Raw genomic sequence first — 18,107 nt, forward strand, 5'->3', positions numbered from 1 at the left:
CTTACCGCGGGAGGCCTCATGGACGTGTTGAAACGGAGTATGATACACGGAGTAAAGCTAACTATGAGGAGTCAGCCGATACCATAGTACCCAGTGACGACTCGATTGGGGAAGGGTTGAACTTTAAGGAGTGAGAAGTAAATGAATGTTACCGAGTGAAAAGGAACCTGCAGAAAATCTTTGAAGAAAAGACCTGGCCGCAGAAGAATAGGACGGAATCCGAAGGCTATGTGGGAGGGCAGACGTTCATGAGGATAACTGAAAATAACCTCACGGAGAATGACCAAGTAGGATATGGACTGTTGGAATTTATCCTATCACCTGCGAACCTGAATGCAGCTTTTCTACAGGTTAAGCGGAACAAGGGGGCTGGAGGTGTTGACAAGATGGAAGTCGAATCCCTGAAGGATTACCTTGTCGTCCACAAGGATGAACTGACAGCGTCGATATTGGCGGGGAAGTATCGCCCCAACCCCGTTCGTCGGGTAGAAATACCCAAGGACAATGGGCAAAAACGGCAGCTGGGGATCCCCACGGTAGTGGATAGGGTGATCCAGCAAGCGATATCCCAAGTACTCACACCGATCTATGAGCCCCAATTTAGCGAGCACAGCTATGGGTTCAGACCTAGACGGAATGCCCACCAAGCATTGCAGAAATGCAAAGACTACATCACAGGGGGTTATAGTTACGCAGTTGATCTGGACTTGGAAAAGTTTTTCGACAAAGTAAACCATAGCAAGCTGATAGAAGTAATCTTCCACACCATCAAAGACGGTCGAGTGGTATCGCTGATCCACAAGTATCTGAATGCTGGGGTGCAGGTTGGAGGGATTGTTGAATCCAGCGAGCGGGGAGTTCCTCAAGGAGGTCCTCTGAGTCCGCTATTGAGCAATATCCTGCTCGATGAATTGGACAAGGAACTGGAGGGTCGGGGACACAAGTTTGTGCGGTATGCAGATGACCTAGTCATCTTTTGCAAGAGCAAACGGGGTTCAGCTCGGGTGATGAGATCAATTATCCGCTTTATAGAGGATAAACTGTTCCTGAGAGTGAACAGGGACAAAAGTCAGGTAGTGCCGATCCGCCAAGTAAAATTCCTAGGCTACTCGTTTTATAAAGTAAAAGGAGAAGGTCGCCTGCGTGTACATCCGAAAAGTGCGTCGAAGATGAAAGCCAAGATCAAAGAGCTGACATCCCGAAGCAACGGATGGAGCAATGAACGCAGAAAGGAGAGCATGAGACAGTACATTACTGGCTGGGTGAATTACTTCAGGCTGGCAGACATGCAGAACCTGCTAAGGGAGATTGACAAGTGGTACAGGCGGAGGATCAGAATGGTGATCTGGAAACAATGGAAACGAACGAAAACCAAACTCCGCAATTTAACCAGGCTTGGGATATCAAAATCCAAGGCTTGGGAGTGGGCCAATACAAGGAAAGGCTATTGGCATATCGCTAAAAGTGCTATCCTTCAAACCACGATCACTAACGAAAACCTACGAAGGGCAGGGTATGTATTCTTTGGGAACTACTACCAAAAGGTCAGGCTCAAAACTTAAGGAATCGCCGTATACCGAACGGTACGTACGGTGGTGTGAGAGGACAGATAGGGAACTAATCCCTATCTTCCTACTCAATTGATCTTTTTTGTAGTTTTCCTTAGTTCTCAGGACTTTATTTTTAATAGGGCGTAGAGCCTAATTTAATGTTTATGAATAGTCTTTTTTTATTAAAAGAATCGGTTATTCGTATGGTCTTTTTTAAAAAAATAGCTTAATTATATAGGCTTTGCGTGAAAATATCTCTGAATTGTTTTGAATGGATATTGAATTTTCTAGCTTTACTCGGGTGAATTTTGTTATGGTGTAATTTGCAGTGTTTTATATTCCTGAGGACAATTGATAAAACTGGATCATGTGATGAGCATGCTTTCGGTTTATTCGTTATCCAAGAAATATAGCAAATAGGCCAAATGGGATTTTACTATTAATTATTTCACACTATAAATTACCAGCTATGAGAAAAATTTTATCAATTGCTTTTGCTCTGGGATTTATGCTATGCGCAGTGCAATTAGCACAAGGTCAGAGTAGAGTCTTGACTGGAGTAGTGAAGGCAGATGGTTTACCTATGCCTGGCGTCACTATCCTTGACAAGAGCACAAAAGCGGGAACTACCACCAATGTAGATGGAGAGTATTCGCTTTCAGTAAGTCCAAATTCAGTTTTGGTGTTTTCATTTATTGGCTATGCTTCCCAAGAGATTGCTGTAGGGAATCAGAGTGAATTAAATGTCTCTTTAGTAGAAGACGCAAGTGAACTTAGTGAAGTTGTCGTGACTGCACTGGGGATTAGTAAAGAAAAAGAGACCCTGGGGTACTCTGTGACTCAGGTGGGTGGTGAAGCATTAACTGCTGCTCGAGAAACTAACGTTGCTAATTCTTTAGCTGGTAGAGTTGCCGGTTTGGTAGTAAAAGGGACGAATAGTGGTCCAGGAGGTACTTCCAAAATTACACTAAGAGGTCTGCCAAGTATCAGTGGTACTGGTTCTCCTTTATATGTGATCAATGGTATTCCTATGGATAATACCCAAAGAGGATCTGCAGGTCAATGGGGTGGTGCAGATAGCGGAGACGGTATCGGTAACCTAAGTCCAGATGATATTGAATCCATGACCGTATTGAAAGGTCAGGCGGCATCAGCACTTTATGGTTCTAGAGCTTCGAATGGTGTGATTTTGATCACTACCAAAAAAGGAGCTAAGGGCGGTGATTGGTCTTTGAATTACACCATGAACTATATGGCAGACAATGCTATGGATTTCACGGATTTCCAAGATGAATATGGCCAAGGTACTGGAGGAATGAAACCAACGACAGCCGCAGATGCACAATCAACAGGTAGATTAGCTTGGGGGTCTAAAATGGACGGTAGTCAGGTTATTGGTTATGATGGTAATCAATATGCGTATTCACCTACTAATGATCGTTACATTGATTTCTATAGAACTGGATCAAACTTTACTAATACGGTTTCTATTTCCAAAGGATTGGGAGCTGATGGGTCTTTCAGAATGTCAGTTTCCAATTTGGATTCAAAGTCTATCGTTCCAAATAGTAGTGTAGATCGTTTGACTCTTAACTTAAATGTAGAGCAGAATATCACCGATAAGTTTACGGTAACTGCGATGGTCAATTACATTGATCAGAAATCAACTAACATTCCAAACCTAAGTGATGGCCCTAAGAACCCTAATAATTTCTTGTTATTAGCTCCGAATATTAGCCAAAGCATTTTTGCTCCTGGATATAATGAGGCGACGGGTGCTGAGACTGTTTTTAGTGATGATATCTACGTAACTAATCCTTATTTTATCGTGAATCAAGGGATTAATGATTTGGGAAGAAAACGTACTATTACAGCTATTTCAACAAAATATAACTTCACAAAGAATATTTATGCATTGGCTAGATTAGGTAATGATGCATCTAATGATGACTTCTTTAGTGTGGATCCAACAGGATTGGCTTATTCTGCTGATCTACAAGGAAATCTAAATGGTCGTGGTCAATCACAAAGATCAGAATTCAACATTGATGGCATTTTAGGAGGTAATTTTGATCTAACAGAGAAGCTCAACCTTGATGTCATCGCAGGGGCAAACATGAGAAATAACAAGTATGAATCTGTAGGAGTAGGCGGAAGCCGTTTTGTACTTCCTTACTTGTATTCACCATTCAACGTTGAGACCTTTTCTAGATCATATAGCTATAATGAGCGTGAAGTTCAGTCTGCATACTATTCTGTTGGCTTAGGGTATAATAATATTTTGACCTTGACGACTACTGGTAGATACGATGTGTACAGTACTTTGCCTACGGACAACAATAGCATTTTCTCACCATCTGTTGCTGCCGCGTTTGTATTTGATCAGTTGATCGATGTGCCTGCACTTGATTTTGGTAAATTGAGAGCATCTTATGCCGTGACTAGTGGAGAGCCTTTTGATGCATATCAAACTACATTCTACTATACTTCAGCAAATTCCTACAATGGGGTGCCAGCTGGATCTTCCCCTACTTCATTGCCGAATTTGAATCTTAAGCCATTCACCACAAGTGAAGTGGAGTTTGGATTGGATCTTAGTTTCTTCAACAACCGATTAGGTTTTGATATTGCTTATTATCAAAAAGAAACACACAATGAAATCATGAATGCTAATTATAGCATCACTTCAGGATTCAATAGTGCTGTTGTTGCAACAGGTTCTACTAGTAACAAGGGATTGGAAGTATTGGTGACTGGTACTCCTGTACAGACAGCAAACTTCACCTGGAATACTTCATTCAACCTGTCAAAAGTAAAAAATCAGGTTCTTAGCACAGACAACAATAATAATCCTGTCAACCTCGGACAGAACAGAGCTACGCTAGGAAATGCCGTGACTGCCTATGTGGTAGGAGAAGCAGGACCTCAGATCAGAGCTTATGACTATTCATACAATGAAGATGGTTCTATCGAAGTAGATGCTGCAGGTTTGCCTGTAAGAGGAGAATTGATCAATATGGGTACTGTGCTACCGACACTTTATGGTGGATGGAATAACGAATTCAATTATAAAGGGATTTCTTTCTCATTCTTGATAGATTACAACTATGGTAACAAGGTGCTTTCTGCAACTGAGTTCTACTCTACCTTCAGAGGTCTAAACCAGGTAACTCTTGAAGGTAGAGAAAGTGGCATTACCAACGGAGGCGTGACTGCACCAGCTGAAGAGTATTATAAAGCGCTAGCTCAAAATATAACGAGCACAAGTGTGGTTGACGGTGATTTTATTAAGCTTAGACAGTTGACCTTAGGTTATACTTTTCCTGATAAATGGTTTGGGAATGTTCCAGTCTTGAGAGGATTAAGTGCATCACTAGTAGGTAGAAACCTAGGGTTTTTGATGCGTAAAGCTAAAAACATCGATCCTGAAGCTAGTTTTGGTTCTAACATCAGCTACACAGGTATTGAAGGTGGCAACCTTCCTAGCACTAGATCTTTTGGGTTTAACCTTAATTTCAAATTGAATTAATATGAAAAAATATATAAGCATATTTCTAACCGGGATTTTGTTAGCAGTATCGAGCTGTGACGGTGATTTTGCAGAAATCAATACTGATCCCAATCGAGCAGATGGAAATGTATTCGACCCTAATTTGATTCTTCCTACGGTTCAAAGCAATTACAGTAACATGATGACAGGTTACACTGGAGCCATACTTTTTCAAAGTATGTGGGTTCAGGTGATGGCTTCTACTTCTACAGGTGGGGCAAACTACTATTCGAATGCTGATAAGTATGTAGCATCAGGAAGTACAAATAGTTATATACAAAGTGTATGGAATGATGGATATGCAGCTGCTTCGAGAGTTTATCAGATGCAGTCTCTAGCCGAGGAAAAAGGCTTTTCCAACTTAGTGGCCGTAGGTACTATTTGGAAAGTACTTACACTGTCTTTTGTGACGGATATCTATGGGGATATCCCTTATTCTGAAGCGTTACAGGCGGAGACAGGTATCACGCAGCCTAAATATGATCCTCAATCTGAGGTATACATGACAATGCTTTCTGAGCTAGAGACGGCTCTTTCATCAATCAGCGACTCAGGTGATGAGATCAAGAACGATGTAATGTATGGCGGTGATCTGGTAAAGTGGAAAAAACTAGGCTATTCGATCATGTTGCGGATAGCTATGAGATTGGTAGATGTGGATCCTTCTACGGCTCAGTCTTATGTGCAAAAGGCAATTTCAGGAGGAGTATTCTCTTCTGCTGATGATGAAGCTGTATTGGTTTCTGATCAAGGCAACGGTTATGCTAACTCTAGCGCAAATGCTCTCAATGTAACGGATGATATTTATGAAGTACGTTGGTCAGATAATCTGATTAATTTCCTTAAAGCAAACAATGATCCTCGTCTTTCAGTTATCTCTGAGATTCCTGTAGCTGGCTTAGCTGCAAATAAAGGTACTGCTGTAGGTGATAATGATCCCGCTCTGCAAATAGGCATGCCAAATGGTTTTGATCTTAAGGGTGGAGCAACAGATATTACGAATGCTCCTAATTATCCTGGTTCTACTGGTTCGGGTGATGATATCTCCCCAATAGGAAAATATTCTCGACCTACTGCTATTTACAGAGACAGAGATGCACCTGTTTTTATCTTAACCTATGCTGAGATTCAGTTTTTGCTAGCTGATGCTGCTGCCAGAGGTTATTCTGTCCCTGGAACTGCCTCTTTTTACTATGCAGCTGGCTTAGAAGGAGCGCTAGAATCTATAGGTAAATTCGGTGGTGCGACTATTTCCTCTTCTGTAGCATCTGCTTTTGCATCTGCAAATCCACTAGATACAAGTAGCTCTGAAGCTTCCTTGTCAATGATCAATGAGCAAATCTGGGCGACTACAGGTATTTTCGCAAATTTCGTGGAATCATGGAATAACTGGAAGCGTTCAGGTTATCCTGAGTTGACACCTGTGAATTACACTGGTAATTTCTCTTCAGGTCAAATTCCAAGAAGACAACTTTACCCAGCATCTGAAAGCACTACAAACCCAGACGGTTTGTCTAATGCTATTTCTAACATGGGTGGTGACACTTGGATAAATACTGTTTGGTGGGATAAGTAATTAAATCCCTTCCAGAAGATTTAAATTATACGATTAGGAATAGAGGTTTTGATTAAATTCAAAGCCTCTATTTTTTTGTTCTAATTCGAATAGCAGCAAAATTTGCTTCTCCTTTCTATCCGGAACTTGATATTATCTAGACAAGTTGTATTTCGTGTCGCTCCGGGAATTCTAGTCAATCATTATTGAATACACTGTAGAGCCAAATTCTACTTCAGACTCTGAGAATTGATTTGTAAGTTTGGTCTTCGATAAATCACCATTTTTATGAAACCTATTATTTCTACTGTTGCACTTTTATTGTGCATTCAATGGGGGCTTTTTGCCCAAAAGATCAGCGCTACAGAATCCCGTGAATTGGTGGACTATGCCTTACCTCTAGTGGGGACAGATTCTAGACCTGAGTTTTCTAATGGGAATACCTATCCTGCGATTGCCTTGCCTTGGGGTATGAATTTCTGGTCTCCCCAAACAGGCAAGATGGGCGATGGCTGGATGTACAAGTATGGAGCTGAGAAGATCCGTGGTTTCAAACAAACTCATCAGCCTTCACCTTGGATGAATGATTATGGGCAGTTTTCCATCATGCCGATGTCTGGCGAACCTGTTTTTGATCAAGACCAAAGAGCTTCCTGGTTTTCTCACAAGGCTGAAACGGTGGAGCCTAATTACTATCAGGTCTATCTTGCAGATCATAATATCAATGTAGAATTGACCCCTACAGAGCGAGCAGCACTTTTTCGAATCACTTATCCTGCTGGGCAGGATGCATCTTTTATTTTGGATGCTTTTGATAATGGGTCTGAAGTGACAATTGATCCAGCAAACAAGCGGGTTTCAGGATATTCAACCAAGAATTCTGGCGGAGTGCCAGACAATTTCAAAAACTATTTTGTTTTGGAGTTTGATCAGGAATTCACTCTTGCGCAAACTATCGCAGACTCTAATGTAAGTGAAACGCTAAGCGTCAATGCCAATCATGTAGGTGCTTTACTAGGTTTTGGGAGAAAAGAGAATTCTTTCCAGCTAAAGGTGAAAGTAGCCTCTTCATTTATTAGCCCTGAGCAAGCGCTGCTTAATTTGAAAGAATTAGGGAGTGCTGATTTTGAGGGGTTAAGAAGTAAAGGAAGAGAAGCTTGGAATGAGCAATTGGGTAAAATTGAAGTAGGTGGAGGTTCCGTCGCTCAATTGGAAATGTTTTACACCAGCTTATATAGATCCCTTCTTTTTCCAAGGAAATTTTATGAGATCAATGCTGCTGGCGAGACGGTTCACTATAGCCCATACAATGGGAAAGTTGAAACCGGGTATATGTACACCGATACTGGATTTTGGGATACGTTTCGAGCTTTATTCCCCTTGTTGAATTTGGTCTATCCTGAGGTCAATGCAGAAATTCAAGCTGGTTTGGCTAATGCTTACCAAGAAGGTGGCTGGCTACCAGAGTGGGGGAGCCCTGGGCTTAGAAATGTCATGGTTGGAAATAACTCTGCTTCCGTAGTAGCTGATGCCTATCTGAAAATAGGTGCTGATTACGATTATGATATTGAGACGCTGTATGAGGCATTAATCCATGGAGCTAACAATGCCGGGCCACTGACCGCCGTAGGAAGGGCGGGGGCGAAGTATTACAATGAATTGGGCTATGTTCCTTTTGATGTAAAAATCAATGAAAATGCAGCAAGGACCCTCGAGTACTCTTACGATGACTTCACCATTTATCAGTTGGCTAAGAAGCTAAATAAGCCTCAGGCAGACATTGAACTGTATAAGTCGAGAGCAATGAATTATAAGAAGTTGTATGACAAAGAATCTGGATGGATGCGAGGTAAAAATGAAGATGGTACTTTCCAGTCTCCATTTAACCCTTATAAGTGGGGAGGTGCATTTACCGAAGGAAATAGTATCCACTATACCTGGTCAGTATTTCAGGACGTACAAGGATTGGCAGACTTGATGGGGGGAGAAAAGGCGTTTGCAGCTAAATTGGACGAGGTTTTTACCAGCGCGCCCATATTCGAAGAAAGCTATTATGGCTTTGTTATCCATGAAATCCGTGAGATGCAAGTAGCTCAGATGGGCCAATATGCACATGGCAATCAGCCGATTCAGCATATGATCTATTTGTATAATTATGCTCAACAACCCTGGAAGGCGCAATATTGGGTTCGTGAGACAATGAATAGAATGTATCAACCTACGCCTGATGGCTACTGTGGAGATGAGGATAACGGACAGACCTCTGCTTGGTATGTATTTTCTGCCTTAGGATTTTATCCTGTGACGCCTGGCGCAAATGAATATGTGCTTGGTGCACCTCTGTTTAAGGAAGCCAAGATTCATCTTTCAAATGGTAAAACGGTAGAAATCTCTGCTCCTGCAAATTCGGATCAAAACCGCTATATCCAGCATATGACTTGGAATGGCACAAGCTATGACAAGAATTTCTTAGTCTATGAAGATCTGATGAAGGGAGCTAAGTTGAACTTTGAAATGACGGCAAATCCTAATACGAATCGAGGCATATTGGACACAGCCAAGCCTTTTTCACTTAGCAGAGACAATTAATCTATGAAACTGATCGGGGTAGATATCGGAGGTTCGCACATCTCTGCAGCACAGGTGCTTTTGGAGAACCGTAAGGCGAGCATCAGCAATTTCCATGAAGCAGATGTGGACACCTATGGAGGTGTAGCCGATATTATTTCATCTTGGTCAGCAGTCATTAAAAGGGCCACAGGAGATATGGGAAATGTCCATGTTGGCATAGCTATGCCAGGGCCTTACGATTACGAAAAAGGGATCTCTCTGATCAAAGATCAAGGAAAAATGGCTGCGCTTTATCAGCTTTCAGTCAAAAACCTACTGGCTGAAAGTCTGGAGATACCTCCAACTCAAATAGCCTTCACAAACGATGCGGAGGCATTTCTCTCTGGAGAAAGTTATGCTGGAGCTGGTAAAGAATTTCAAAACTCCATAGGGATTACACTGGGTACTGGCCTTGGTTCTGCCATCAAAGTGCATGATGTCGTGAAGGATGCAAAGCTCTGGACAGCTCCTTTTCGGGATGGAATTGCTGAGGATTATATTGGGACAGGCTGGTTTAGGAGGCACGCCTTAGAGCAATTCGGATGTGAAATCTCAGGAGTAAAGGATCTCCTAAGTGAGGATTTCGACTCTGCTATTTCCCGAAAGATTTTTGAGGCTTTTGGCAGATCATTTGGTGAATTTTTATTCCCTTATTTAATACGATTGAAGTCTGAAGGTGTCGTATTGGGTGGAAAGATAAGTTTGGCAGGAGATCATTATTTGCCTACTACTATCGCCTATTTGGAGATGATGGGCTACCCAGTTTCGATCAAGGTCTCTGAGCTAGGTGAGGAGTCCGCATTAATCGGTGCTTGCTTGCCTTTTTTAAAAGCAGTTTAAAGAGGAGACTATTCAGCAGTCAAAAGTGTATAATGGCCATGGATACAAAGCCAGCGGTCATTTTCTTTTACGAATATCCTGGTTGATTTTCCAGTAGACGCAAAAGCTTTCCCAGCAGTCTCTCCATGATCTTTCCAGTAGTAAGTTATCCAAGCCACATCTCCTTTGATCGTAATTTTTGGATCAAGCATTTCTGTATGTATATCCTTTGAGTCGGCCACCCAGGCAGCATTTGCTTCTACCTCAGCTTCTTTTCCCTCTCGCAAAACTGGATCATACTCTCCAAACTGCGTAAAATCAGGATGTATATGGGATGCATACCGATCCACATCAGCTTTCTCAACAGCATCCCACATATCTATTAGTGCGGCTTTGATAGCTTCTTCTTCAGAAGCAATGGATTTATTAGTAACTAATTCTTGAGCTTCCTTTTCAGAATTTGACTGACAAGAAGTAGCCATCACTGCAAAAATCATAATACTCCATACCGTAAATGAAATCTTAAAAGGAGTTTGCATTGGTGTGTTTTTGGCTTAGTTGGTTTCTGCTACCTTTCCGTGCTTTCTCAATCCTGGACCTTCTGATTTGGTCAGTGCATCACCTAAGTCAGCTCTAGCATCAGCTGCGAATTGACTCAGAGTTTCTAGCATCTCAGGATTACTGTTGGATAGGTCAGTAGTTTCATTTGGATCTACAGAGAGATCAAATAACTGTGCTGATTCAAGATCCAGCATTTGATACTTGACAGGAATACCGTCATTTCTCATAATTGTCCCCTCAGGGATACTTCTATAAGAATGTGGAAATACGAGTTTCCAATGCCCATAAATCACTGCCTGAAGCTCATTTTTGTTGTAGTAAGCGTAATAAGGTGTTGACTCCATCTCCTTGCCTTCCAGCATAGGTAAAATACTTCTCCCATCAATTTTTAATGCAGGCAAATCAGCGCCTGTGATTTCAGCCAATGTAGGCAAGATGTCAATAGTCATGGCTGTTTGGTCTATTACCTTTCCGGCAGGGAAATGATCAGGCCATACAAATATTCCCGGCTCTCGAATTCCTCCATCCCATGAGGTTCCCTTTCCCTCTCTCAATCCTGCGGTCAATCCAGCATGTCCTCCATAGGAAAGCCATGGGCCGTTGTCTGAAGTGAAAATAATGATAGTGTTCTCAGCCAAACCCAATTCCACCAATTTCTTCCTCACTTCCCCTACTGACCAATCTATTTCCATCATTACATCTCCATATAAGCCTTGCTCTGATTTCCCCTTGAACTTGTCAGATACAAATAGCGGCACATGGGGCATGCTATGCGCGAAGTAAAGGAAGAAAGGCTTGTCCTTGCTTTTTTCTATGAATTTCAAGGCTTCCTCAGTGTAATTTGTCGTCAACTGACTTTGCTCCTCAAGCGTATCGATTACAGTCTCATTTTGGTAAAGGGGAAGTGGAGGGTAATAGTCTTTTGACTGGGGATGATGAGGCCACATATCATTGGAATAAGGCAAACCGTAATATTGATCAAAGCCCTGCTTCGTAGGCAAAAACTCAGGTAAATGTCCCAGGTGCCATTTCCCAACCATTCCGGTAGCATAGCCATCAGATTTCAGCATCTCTGCAATCGTTGTTTCTTTTGGATTCAGCCCATGTTTGGCGGTATGATCCAAGGCTCCGAATATCTCTAATCTATTAGCATAGGTGCCAGTGAGTAAGGCTGCTCTTGAAGCTGAACAAACTGCATGAGGAACATAAAACTGCGTAAAACGAACGCCATCTGCAGCTAATTGATCGAGGTTAGGGGTTTTCCAGTCCGTAGCGCCATATACTCCCAAATCCCCATAGCCCATATCATCTGCAAAAATGATGACTACATTGGGTTTGCTGGGCTTTTCAACTTCTACAGCAGTTTGGCAAGAGGATAAAAAATACAGCAGAACAAGTATGCTATAAAGGTTAATGCTGCTTTGAGAAGTTTTCATTTCTTTCGTTTGGGTTTGTTATCGAGGGATAAGAAGTTATTTCTTTACTTTTTCCCAGATCATATTCCCGATCTTTTCTCCTTGTTTCACACCTTCTTCTATGGCATCCCGAAAGTGAATTCCTCCATAAAGTCTGGAGATAGCAGCTTCTTCAGAGGCGTTGAGAAATGATGGGAATGGTCTTTCTGGCAATCCAAAATAAGTCTCGGAGCTGTCGATAAACTCGAAATTGTCTCCAAAATATCCAGTCAGTATTTCAGCAGAAGCACGGCTGATGACCGAATGCCCAGAAGTGTATTCAGGAAATGGAGGAGTCTGTAGTAAAGGTTTCCAGCGCTGATCTATTTTCTGGTTGATTACAGTCTCAGGGCGGATCCTGTCGGTGTCATATTTTGCTTTCCAGCAAGAAATGAATGCATCATGAAGTGTCATTCCCACTAATGCATTAATAAAGGCAGTTTCCGAAAAAGAAAGTTTTGCTTTTTGTGCAGCTATTCCTGTTATGCCTATCCAGTGTCCGCCAGGAGATATTTTCTTAATTCCAATCGCCATATGACCTGTGAATTCCACTTTAAATGGATTGCAGTCCCAGAAGTTGGCAATCAACTTACGCTCGTCGTTCAATTCAATGGTCATATTATACACCTCCATCACTTGATTATGAAAAGAGCTTCCCTCTGTCATATCAAAGGGAGCCATTGGGGCTGGTGCGTAGTTAGCAAGTTCGTTGATGAAAAATGGTTGTATGGTCTTCCATTCAGGTTCCACTGCGGCAATGTATGCTGGCGGAGTAGGGTACCAAAAGCCTTCACCTTCTTGAGGGGAATAGCGAGTAAGTGTGGAGAGTTGCAAGTATCCATCTTTATTCGCCACATCCATTACTTTCGAGGCAATGGTCTCAGCATATGCTATATGTGCTTGAAGTTCTTTTTTGCTAATGATTTTTGCTTTGATTGCGGTCTTGGCCCAGTTCTGCTGCTTTTCCTTCAAAAGGTAGCCTGATGGCATGATAGATTCACCAACTTTCAGCATGGCATAAATTCCTGCAAATTCCGGAGAGCTAATCCCTGAATCAGAGATGTTCCAATTTTGTTCTGCCAAATAACTATGCTCTAAAATATCTTTGTTTTCAAAGCCATTCCCAGATTCTTTTGCAATCAAATAGGCGGCAAGATTTGAATATGCATAAATTCTCGCAGCCACAGGTGGACTGGCCACATCCGTGAGCATTACTTCAGTGATATAGAAAAGCTGCTCTGAGTAGAGTTTGGGCCAGTTGGCAGTCTTTGGCTTTGCCACAGAACCTTGCATTACTAAGAATATGATAAGCAGTAATGCAAAGGATGATTTTAAAGATAGACTCATCTGATAGTATAACTTTTCAGAGGTTGCTGATTGATCCCAAAAAGTAGTTGGATACCTGATTTTGTGTGGATAGGTAAAATCGATTTGATATCTCCTTTAATTGCCAAGCCTGATTCAGAAGGACTGAGAGGTCTGAAATCTCCCTTTCCATCTCCGAGTAGCACTATACCTAGCCCTGCATTCATTATTCCTATTCGTATTCGGGTATTCGTTTGATTACCACCCAGAATCAAATCCATATTTCCATCCTTATTGAGATCGATAGGTAAAATACTAAATATCGGGAAGGACTGGGCTAACCTTGGGAGAGATTTCGCTGTAAAGCCATTTTCAGTGTTTTCCAGCACTATTGATTCCAAAGTATTCGCTTCTAAAACCTGTGCTTTTTCCAACTCAGCGGCAGTGAAAAGGTCGCTCATGGTTGCTTTCGAATAGGAAGCATAATCTGTGAATCGACTTCTCATACTTGCCATCTGATCAAGTAGTTCGTCGCGACTTGGATAGGGATACTTATCGTCTCCGATGAAGCATTCCAGAATTGGGTCAATTGATCCATTTTGGTCAAAATCTGCCGCATAAAGACGGAGTTTTTTATTCTCATCGGCTTCAAATTGTGAGTTGAGGCCAAAGTTTCCGGCGATCAGGTCTAAGTCACCATCGCCATCTATGTCAACTTTTTCAAGTGTGTTCCACCAGCCTGAAAGGACTGAAGTAAAATATTCTGAAGTTTTGTTCTCTAAGGCTGAGCCAGTGTTAATCAATGCAGTAATCGGCATGTACTCACCTGCTAGAATTAAGTCCAACTTTCCGTCTGAATTCAAATCAATCAATTCGGAGGAAGTGATTAAACCTAATTTTCCATCATTTGGTAAATATTTTCTGCTTTGATCGCTGAAATTCCCCTTGCTATCATTAATCAATACTTTGCTTTCGGGGATTATTGGATATCGACCAGGTATCAACCTAGCTCCAACAAACAAATCTAGATATCCGTCTCCATTAACATCAAAAGCTTCGGCAGTTCCAGTGCTGAATTTATAATCAGGAAAAGTAGTTTGTCGCGTCAGTTTACCTGTGCCATCATTCAAATAAAGCCTATCCTGTAGTGCTTCATCAGAACCTAGATAATCGTGGTATCCACCGCTTCCAATAAATAAATCTTGCTTTCCGTCCCCATTGAAGTCCTCAAATATAGCGACTGCATCAGTAAATTCAGTTGTGGATCTAAAGCCTGAATAGTCCTTCCATCCTTCATTGTCCCAGGACATTACTCTCCCTGCTTTTCCCTTGGAACTGCCAATAAATACTTCAGGTTTTCCATCACCATTGATGTCTCCTTGTGCTAATATGGGACTAATGTAGCTAGGCATCGTAAGCATCAGTGGTTGACGCTTGAAATCATTAAATTGATTTGCTGCAGGAGAATAGTCAGGAGCGAAATTGCTTTCGTTAAGTATAGGGTTCGGTTTTGAAGTAGCAAAAGGTGCAGTGGTACTTTCTTTTTGAATCGTGATGTGCTGATTTGCAGGAATGTTTTCGAGGATCTGCATTGAGCCGTCTGGCCAGATAACTTGAATTGAAGGGACTGTCGCTGTATCGTCAAGCCCAAATTGAAGTCTAGGGCTTACCGAGGATTGAAAACCTCTGACAGGCTGGGCTTCTAAGGTTTGATTTTCCTGGCCTGTAAACACTTCCACTTTTGCTCCTATGGCGAAGGGGTTTTTAGAGTTTTCACGAAGGGAAATTTGTAACCAATTCTTTTTTGGGCTTAGGTTCTCATAGATTGAAGCCTGTTCATTTAGGTTGTTTATTATCAAATCTAGATCTCCATCATTATCCAAATCCGCATAGGCGGCACCACTAGAAAATCCCTTTTCATTAAATCCCCAATCATTTGACCTATCTGTGAAATCTAGGTTTCCTGTGTTTTCAAAAATATAATTATGAATAGGGGTAGAGGTCATTGTCGTCACCAGATGAAGGGTGTCCGCTTTTTCATTGGCGATCGCCTGCTTGAAATAATAATCCCCCTTATACTTCAAAAAATCCCGGTTGGTATAGTCGCGATAGTATCCGTTTGTAATAAACAGATCCTTTTTACCATTATTCGTTGCGTCAAAAAATAGCGCAGACCAGCTCCAGTCACTGGTTGAAATATTTGCGAGTTGGCCTATTTCTGAGAATAGTCCATCGCCTTGATTTATTTGGAGCATGTTTCTCATACTTTGATGATGAAAACCCTCCTTTATCATCAAGGCGTATTGCTCGTAATTCTCTGGTCCATAGAGCAGCTTCTGACGCTCATTGTCCTCTGGAAGCATATCCAAGGTATATATATCTGGCTTGCCGTCATTATTTACATCTGAAATATCAGCTCCCATAGAAAAATGGGAAATGTGCTGAAAATACTCTGTCAGGCGATCAGTAAATGTGCCATCGCCATTATTGATATATAGGTAATCTGGCTCGATGTAATCATTGGTTATCAAAATGTCTGGCCATCCATCCTGATTGACATCTGAAGAAACTACGCCTAAACCAAAACCTAAAGCTGAGCCTTTTATACCTGCTTGCTCGCTGATATCGGTGAATTTTCCATTATCATTTCTGAAAAGTTTATCACCAGCATAGGGGTTCCTGATTTTTTTTATTTCATCAAATTCAAACTCATTAATGGCTTGAATGTGATGATTAAGCAAGTACATGTCCAGGTCTCCATCCTTATCAAAATCAAAAAATAAGCCTTGAGTACTATTGGAAGGATCGGCTAAACCATACTCTTTTGCTTCATCCTTAAAGGTGAAATTTCCCTGATTGATCCAAAGTTCATTGACTCTGGATTCTGGCTTGCCCTTGCCAGAATAGCAAACATATATATCTAAAAAGCCATCACCATTAATATCTGCCATGCTAACGCCTGTGGTCCAGGCATCTTTTCCTCCAACTCCAGCCGATTTTGTTTTATCCTCAAACTTCCAGTTTCCCTCATTCCTGTAAACTTTATTGGAGCTCATGTTTCCGGTGAAAAACAAATCCTCCAAACCATCATTATCCAAGTCACCAACGGCTACACCGCCACCATTATAGAAGTACTCGTAACGTAAGATGTTGTTTTTCTCGTCTTCTTTTAATTGATTTTTGAAAGTAATTCCGGATTTTCTATTTGAGATTTTCTCAAAATTCCCTGAAGAAGATTGAGCTTGAAGACTATTGTTTTGCTGAAGAAATAGGAGAGACCCAATAGTTAATAATAAAACTGTTTTGGATTTAATATGGAAACACATGGGATTATATTATACTGAGGTTTATCCCAGTCGATTAATTAACTCTTCAAAGAGTTTTTCATTCACAACCGCGACTCCGCCTAATAGCCCAACATCCTCACCAAGTTGGTATAGGGCAAGCTGGGATTTTTCCCGTGATTTTGCCATGCTGTAAATATTCAAGGCTTGTTGAATTGGGGTGATTAAGTATTGATTTGCCTCAGCTACCGATCCACCGATGATAATCAACTCTGGATTTAATACTTGGATCAGCATAGAGATTCCACGTCCTAGGTCTAGACCAGCTTCAGAAAGAATGGTAATTGCTCTTTGGTCACCAGACAAGGCCGCTTCTACCACAAGGCTAGGTTCTATACTGCCTTCCTGATTTCGTGCCATTCGTGCTAATATGCTATCCTTATCAAGCTTGATTGCTTCTTCTGCCATTTTGACGATAGCTGTTCCAGATGCTACAGCTTCCAAACAGCCTTTTTTGCCACAAATACAGGTAACGTCTCTAGATTCGAAAATCGGAGAGTGGCTAAATTCGCCAGCAAATCCGGATGCTCCTTGGTATAATTTGCCGTCAATGATGATCCCTAAACCAATTCCCCAGCCTATAAAAAGGCCAAGAACATTCTTATTTGTATGATCAGTAGCGAATTTGAATTCGGCTAGAGTCATTGCTCGCGCATCATTTTCGAGGAATATTTTTTTAGAAAATCTAGACTCTAAATTTTCCAGCAGTGTATTTGATCCAAACCTCAGATAGGTGTAATTCACGCCGCCGATAGAATCTGTCAAGCCGGGCATAGAAAATCCTATCGCGATTACTTTATAGGCAGGTATTCCAGTTTTAACTAAGTATGACTCTATCAGTTGACAGATATGGTCAAATGTTTCTTTTTCGTTGTCTAAGCTGATTTTATGAGTTTCCTTTTCTGTGACCACGGTATGATCACATGAATAGAGAGCAAGGTTCATATTGAACTTGGAGAGATCTACAGACAGCACATAGAAGGCATCCGGTGCCAATCTGTACAAGTCAGGCTTTCTTCCGCCTTGAGACTCCGCACGCCCTTGTTTGATCACTTCTCCGCTTGTAATCAAGTCGCCAAGTAGTGAGTTGACTGTGGGTAAGGAGATGCCAACTTCAGCACAAATTTCACTTGCTGTGTTTGCTCCCTTTGTATATAAGTTCTTTATAATCTTAATTTTGTTGAGGTAGCTTTTGATTTCTACCACTCCATCCATTTTGTCGATTAACTCCTGAGGGTTTATTAGGTTCATAGGTCAAAGTTATGCTTGAATAACGGCAAAAAATAACTTTGATAAAAGTACTTCATTAAAAAAATAAGGTAACATGAGTTTATTTATTGGCTTAACTCAGAATTCTTA

10 protein-coding genes are annotated in these 18,107 nt (G+C 41.4%); 5 read left to right on the forward strand and 5 right to left on the reverse strand.

Annotated elements, in window-relative coordinates; all coding sequences use genetic code 11:
* Nucleotides 1-155: 155 nt before the first annotated feature.
* The 5 genes from ltrA to LV85_RS13095 all read left to right on the forward strand — a co-directional run bounded on the left by ltrA (nucleotide 156) and on the right by LV85_RS13095 (nucleotide 10,105).
* A complete protein-coding gene (gene ltrA / locus LV85_RS13075) occupies nucleotides 156-1,562 on the forward strand; it encodes a group II intron reverse transcriptase/maturase (protein WP_211318413.1) in 1,407 nt (468 codons plus the stop codon).
* A 457-nt stretch (nucleotides 1,563-2,019) separates the two neighbouring features.
* The gene (locus tag LV85_RS13080; RefSeq protein ID WP_111320129.1) at nucleotides 2,020-5,079 is read left to right on the forward strand and encodes a SusC/RagA family TonB-linked outer membrane protein; all 3,060 of its coding nucleotides are present in this window, start codon (nucleotides 2,020-2,022) and stop codon (nucleotides 5,077-5,079) included.
* Nucleotide 5,080: 1 nt separating this feature from the next.
* Nucleotides 5,081-6,676 (forward strand): SusD/RagB family nutrient-binding outer membrane lipoprotein, encoded by a 1,596-nt coding sequence (locus tag LV85_RS13085; protein WP_111320131.1) that lies wholly within the window; start codon nucleotides 5,081-5,083, stop codon nucleotides 6,674-6,676.
* Between the two features lie 267 nt (nucleotides 6,677-6,943).
* A complete protein-coding gene (locus LV85_RS13090) occupies nucleotides 6,944-9,244 on the forward strand; it encodes a GH92 family glycosyl hydrolase (RefSeq protein ID WP_111320133.1) in 2,301 nt (766 codons plus the stop codon).
* Between the two features lie 3 nt (nucleotides 9,245-9,247).
* Entirely contained in the window at nucleotides 9,248-10,105 is an 858-nt protein-coding gene (locus LV85_RS13095; protein WP_111320135.1) for an ROK family protein, read from the forward strand.
* A gap of 8 nt (nucleotides 10,106-10,113) precedes the next feature.
* On the opposite strand, the gene LV85_RS13100 is transcribed toward LV85_RS13095, so the two are convergent.
* The 5 genes from LV85_RS13100 to LV85_RS13120 are packed head-to-tail and all read right to left on the reverse strand — an operon-like array spanning nucleotide 10,114 to nucleotide 17,999.
* Nucleotides 10,114-10,623 carry a YybH family protein gene (locus LV85_RS13100; RefSeq protein ID WP_111320137.1) on the reverse strand — a complete coding sequence of 170 codons (510 nt, stop codon included), beginning with the start codon at nucleotides 10,621-10,623 and terminating at the stop codon, nucleotides 10,114-10,116.
* Between the two features lie 15 nt (nucleotides 10,624-10,638).
* Nucleotides 10,639-12,081: a sulfatase family protein gene (locus tag LV85_RS13105; RefSeq protein WP_111320139.1), complete on the reverse strand. Its 1,443-nt coding sequence runs from the start codon at nucleotides 12,079-12,081 to the stop codon at nucleotides 10,639-10,641.
* 36 nt (nucleotides 12,082-12,117) lie between these two features.
* Nucleotides 12,118-13,446: a vanadium-dependent haloperoxidase gene (locus tag LV85_RS13110; RefSeq protein WP_111320141.1), complete on the reverse strand. Its 1,329-nt coding sequence runs from the start codon at nucleotides 13,444-13,446 to the stop codon at nucleotides 12,118-12,120.
* Nucleotides 13,443-16,730 (reverse strand): VCBS repeat-containing protein, encoded by a 3,288-nt coding sequence (locus LV85_RS13115; RefSeq protein ID WP_111320143.1) that lies wholly within the window; start codon nucleotides 16,728-16,730, stop codon nucleotides 13,443-13,445. The genes LV85_RS13110 and LV85_RS13115 overlap by 4 nt, the downstream gene beginning before the upstream one ends.
* Nucleotides 16,731-16,751: 21 nt before the next feature.
* A complete protein-coding gene (locus tag LV85_RS13120) occupies nucleotides 16,752-17,999 on the reverse strand; it encodes an ROK family transcriptional regulator (protein ID WP_111320145.1) in 1,248 nt (415 codons plus the stop codon).
* Between the last annotated feature and the right edge of the window lie 108 nt (nucleotides 18,000-18,107).

Origin of the sequence: Algoriphagus chordae, from assembly GCF_003254055.1 — a bacterium.
GTDB classification, from domain to species: domain Bacteria; phylum Bacteroidota; class Bacteroidia; order Cytophagales; family Cyclobacteriaceae; genus Algoriphagus; species Algoriphagus chordae.

What these genes read in the sequence shown, in the direction of transcription:
- LV85_RS13080 (WP_111320129.1), top strand. Translation starts at nt 2,020, where the DNA reads ATGAGAAAAATTTTATCAATTGCTTTTGCTCTGGGATTTATGCTATGC.
- LV85_RS13090 (WP_111320133.1), top strand. Translation starts at nt 6,944, where the DNA reads ATGAAACCTATTATTTCTACTGTTGCACTTTTATTGTGCATTCAATGG.
- LV85_RS13100 (WP_111320137.1), bottom strand. Translation starts at nt 10,623, where the DNA reads ATGCAAACTCCTTTTAAGATTTCATTTACGGTATGGAGTATTATGATT.
- LV85_RS13085 (WP_111320131.1), top strand. Translation starts at nt 5,081, where the DNA reads ATGAAAAAATATATAAGCATATTTCTAACCGGGATTTTGTTAGCAGTA.
- LV85_RS13105 (WP_111320139.1), bottom strand. Translation starts at nt 12,081, where the DNA reads ATGAAAACTTCTCAAAGCAGCATTAACCTTTATAGCATACTTGTTCTG.
- LV85_RS13095 (WP_111320135.1), top strand. Translation starts at nt 9,248, where the DNA reads ATGAAACTGATCGGGGTAGATATCGGAGGTTCGCACATCTCTGCAGCA.
- LV85_RS13120 (WP_111320145.1), bottom strand. Translation starts at nt 17,999, where the DNA reads ATGAACCTAATAAACCCTCAGGAGTTAATCGACAAAATGGATGGAGTG.
- LV85_RS13110 (WP_111320141.1), bottom strand. Translation starts at nt 13,446, where the DNA reads ATGAGTCTATCTTTAAAATCATCCTTTGCATTACTGCTTATCATATTC.
- LV85_RS13115 (WP_111320143.1), bottom strand. Translation starts at nt 16,730, where the DNA reads ATGTGTTTCCATATTAAATCCAAAACAGTTTTATTATTAACTATTGGG.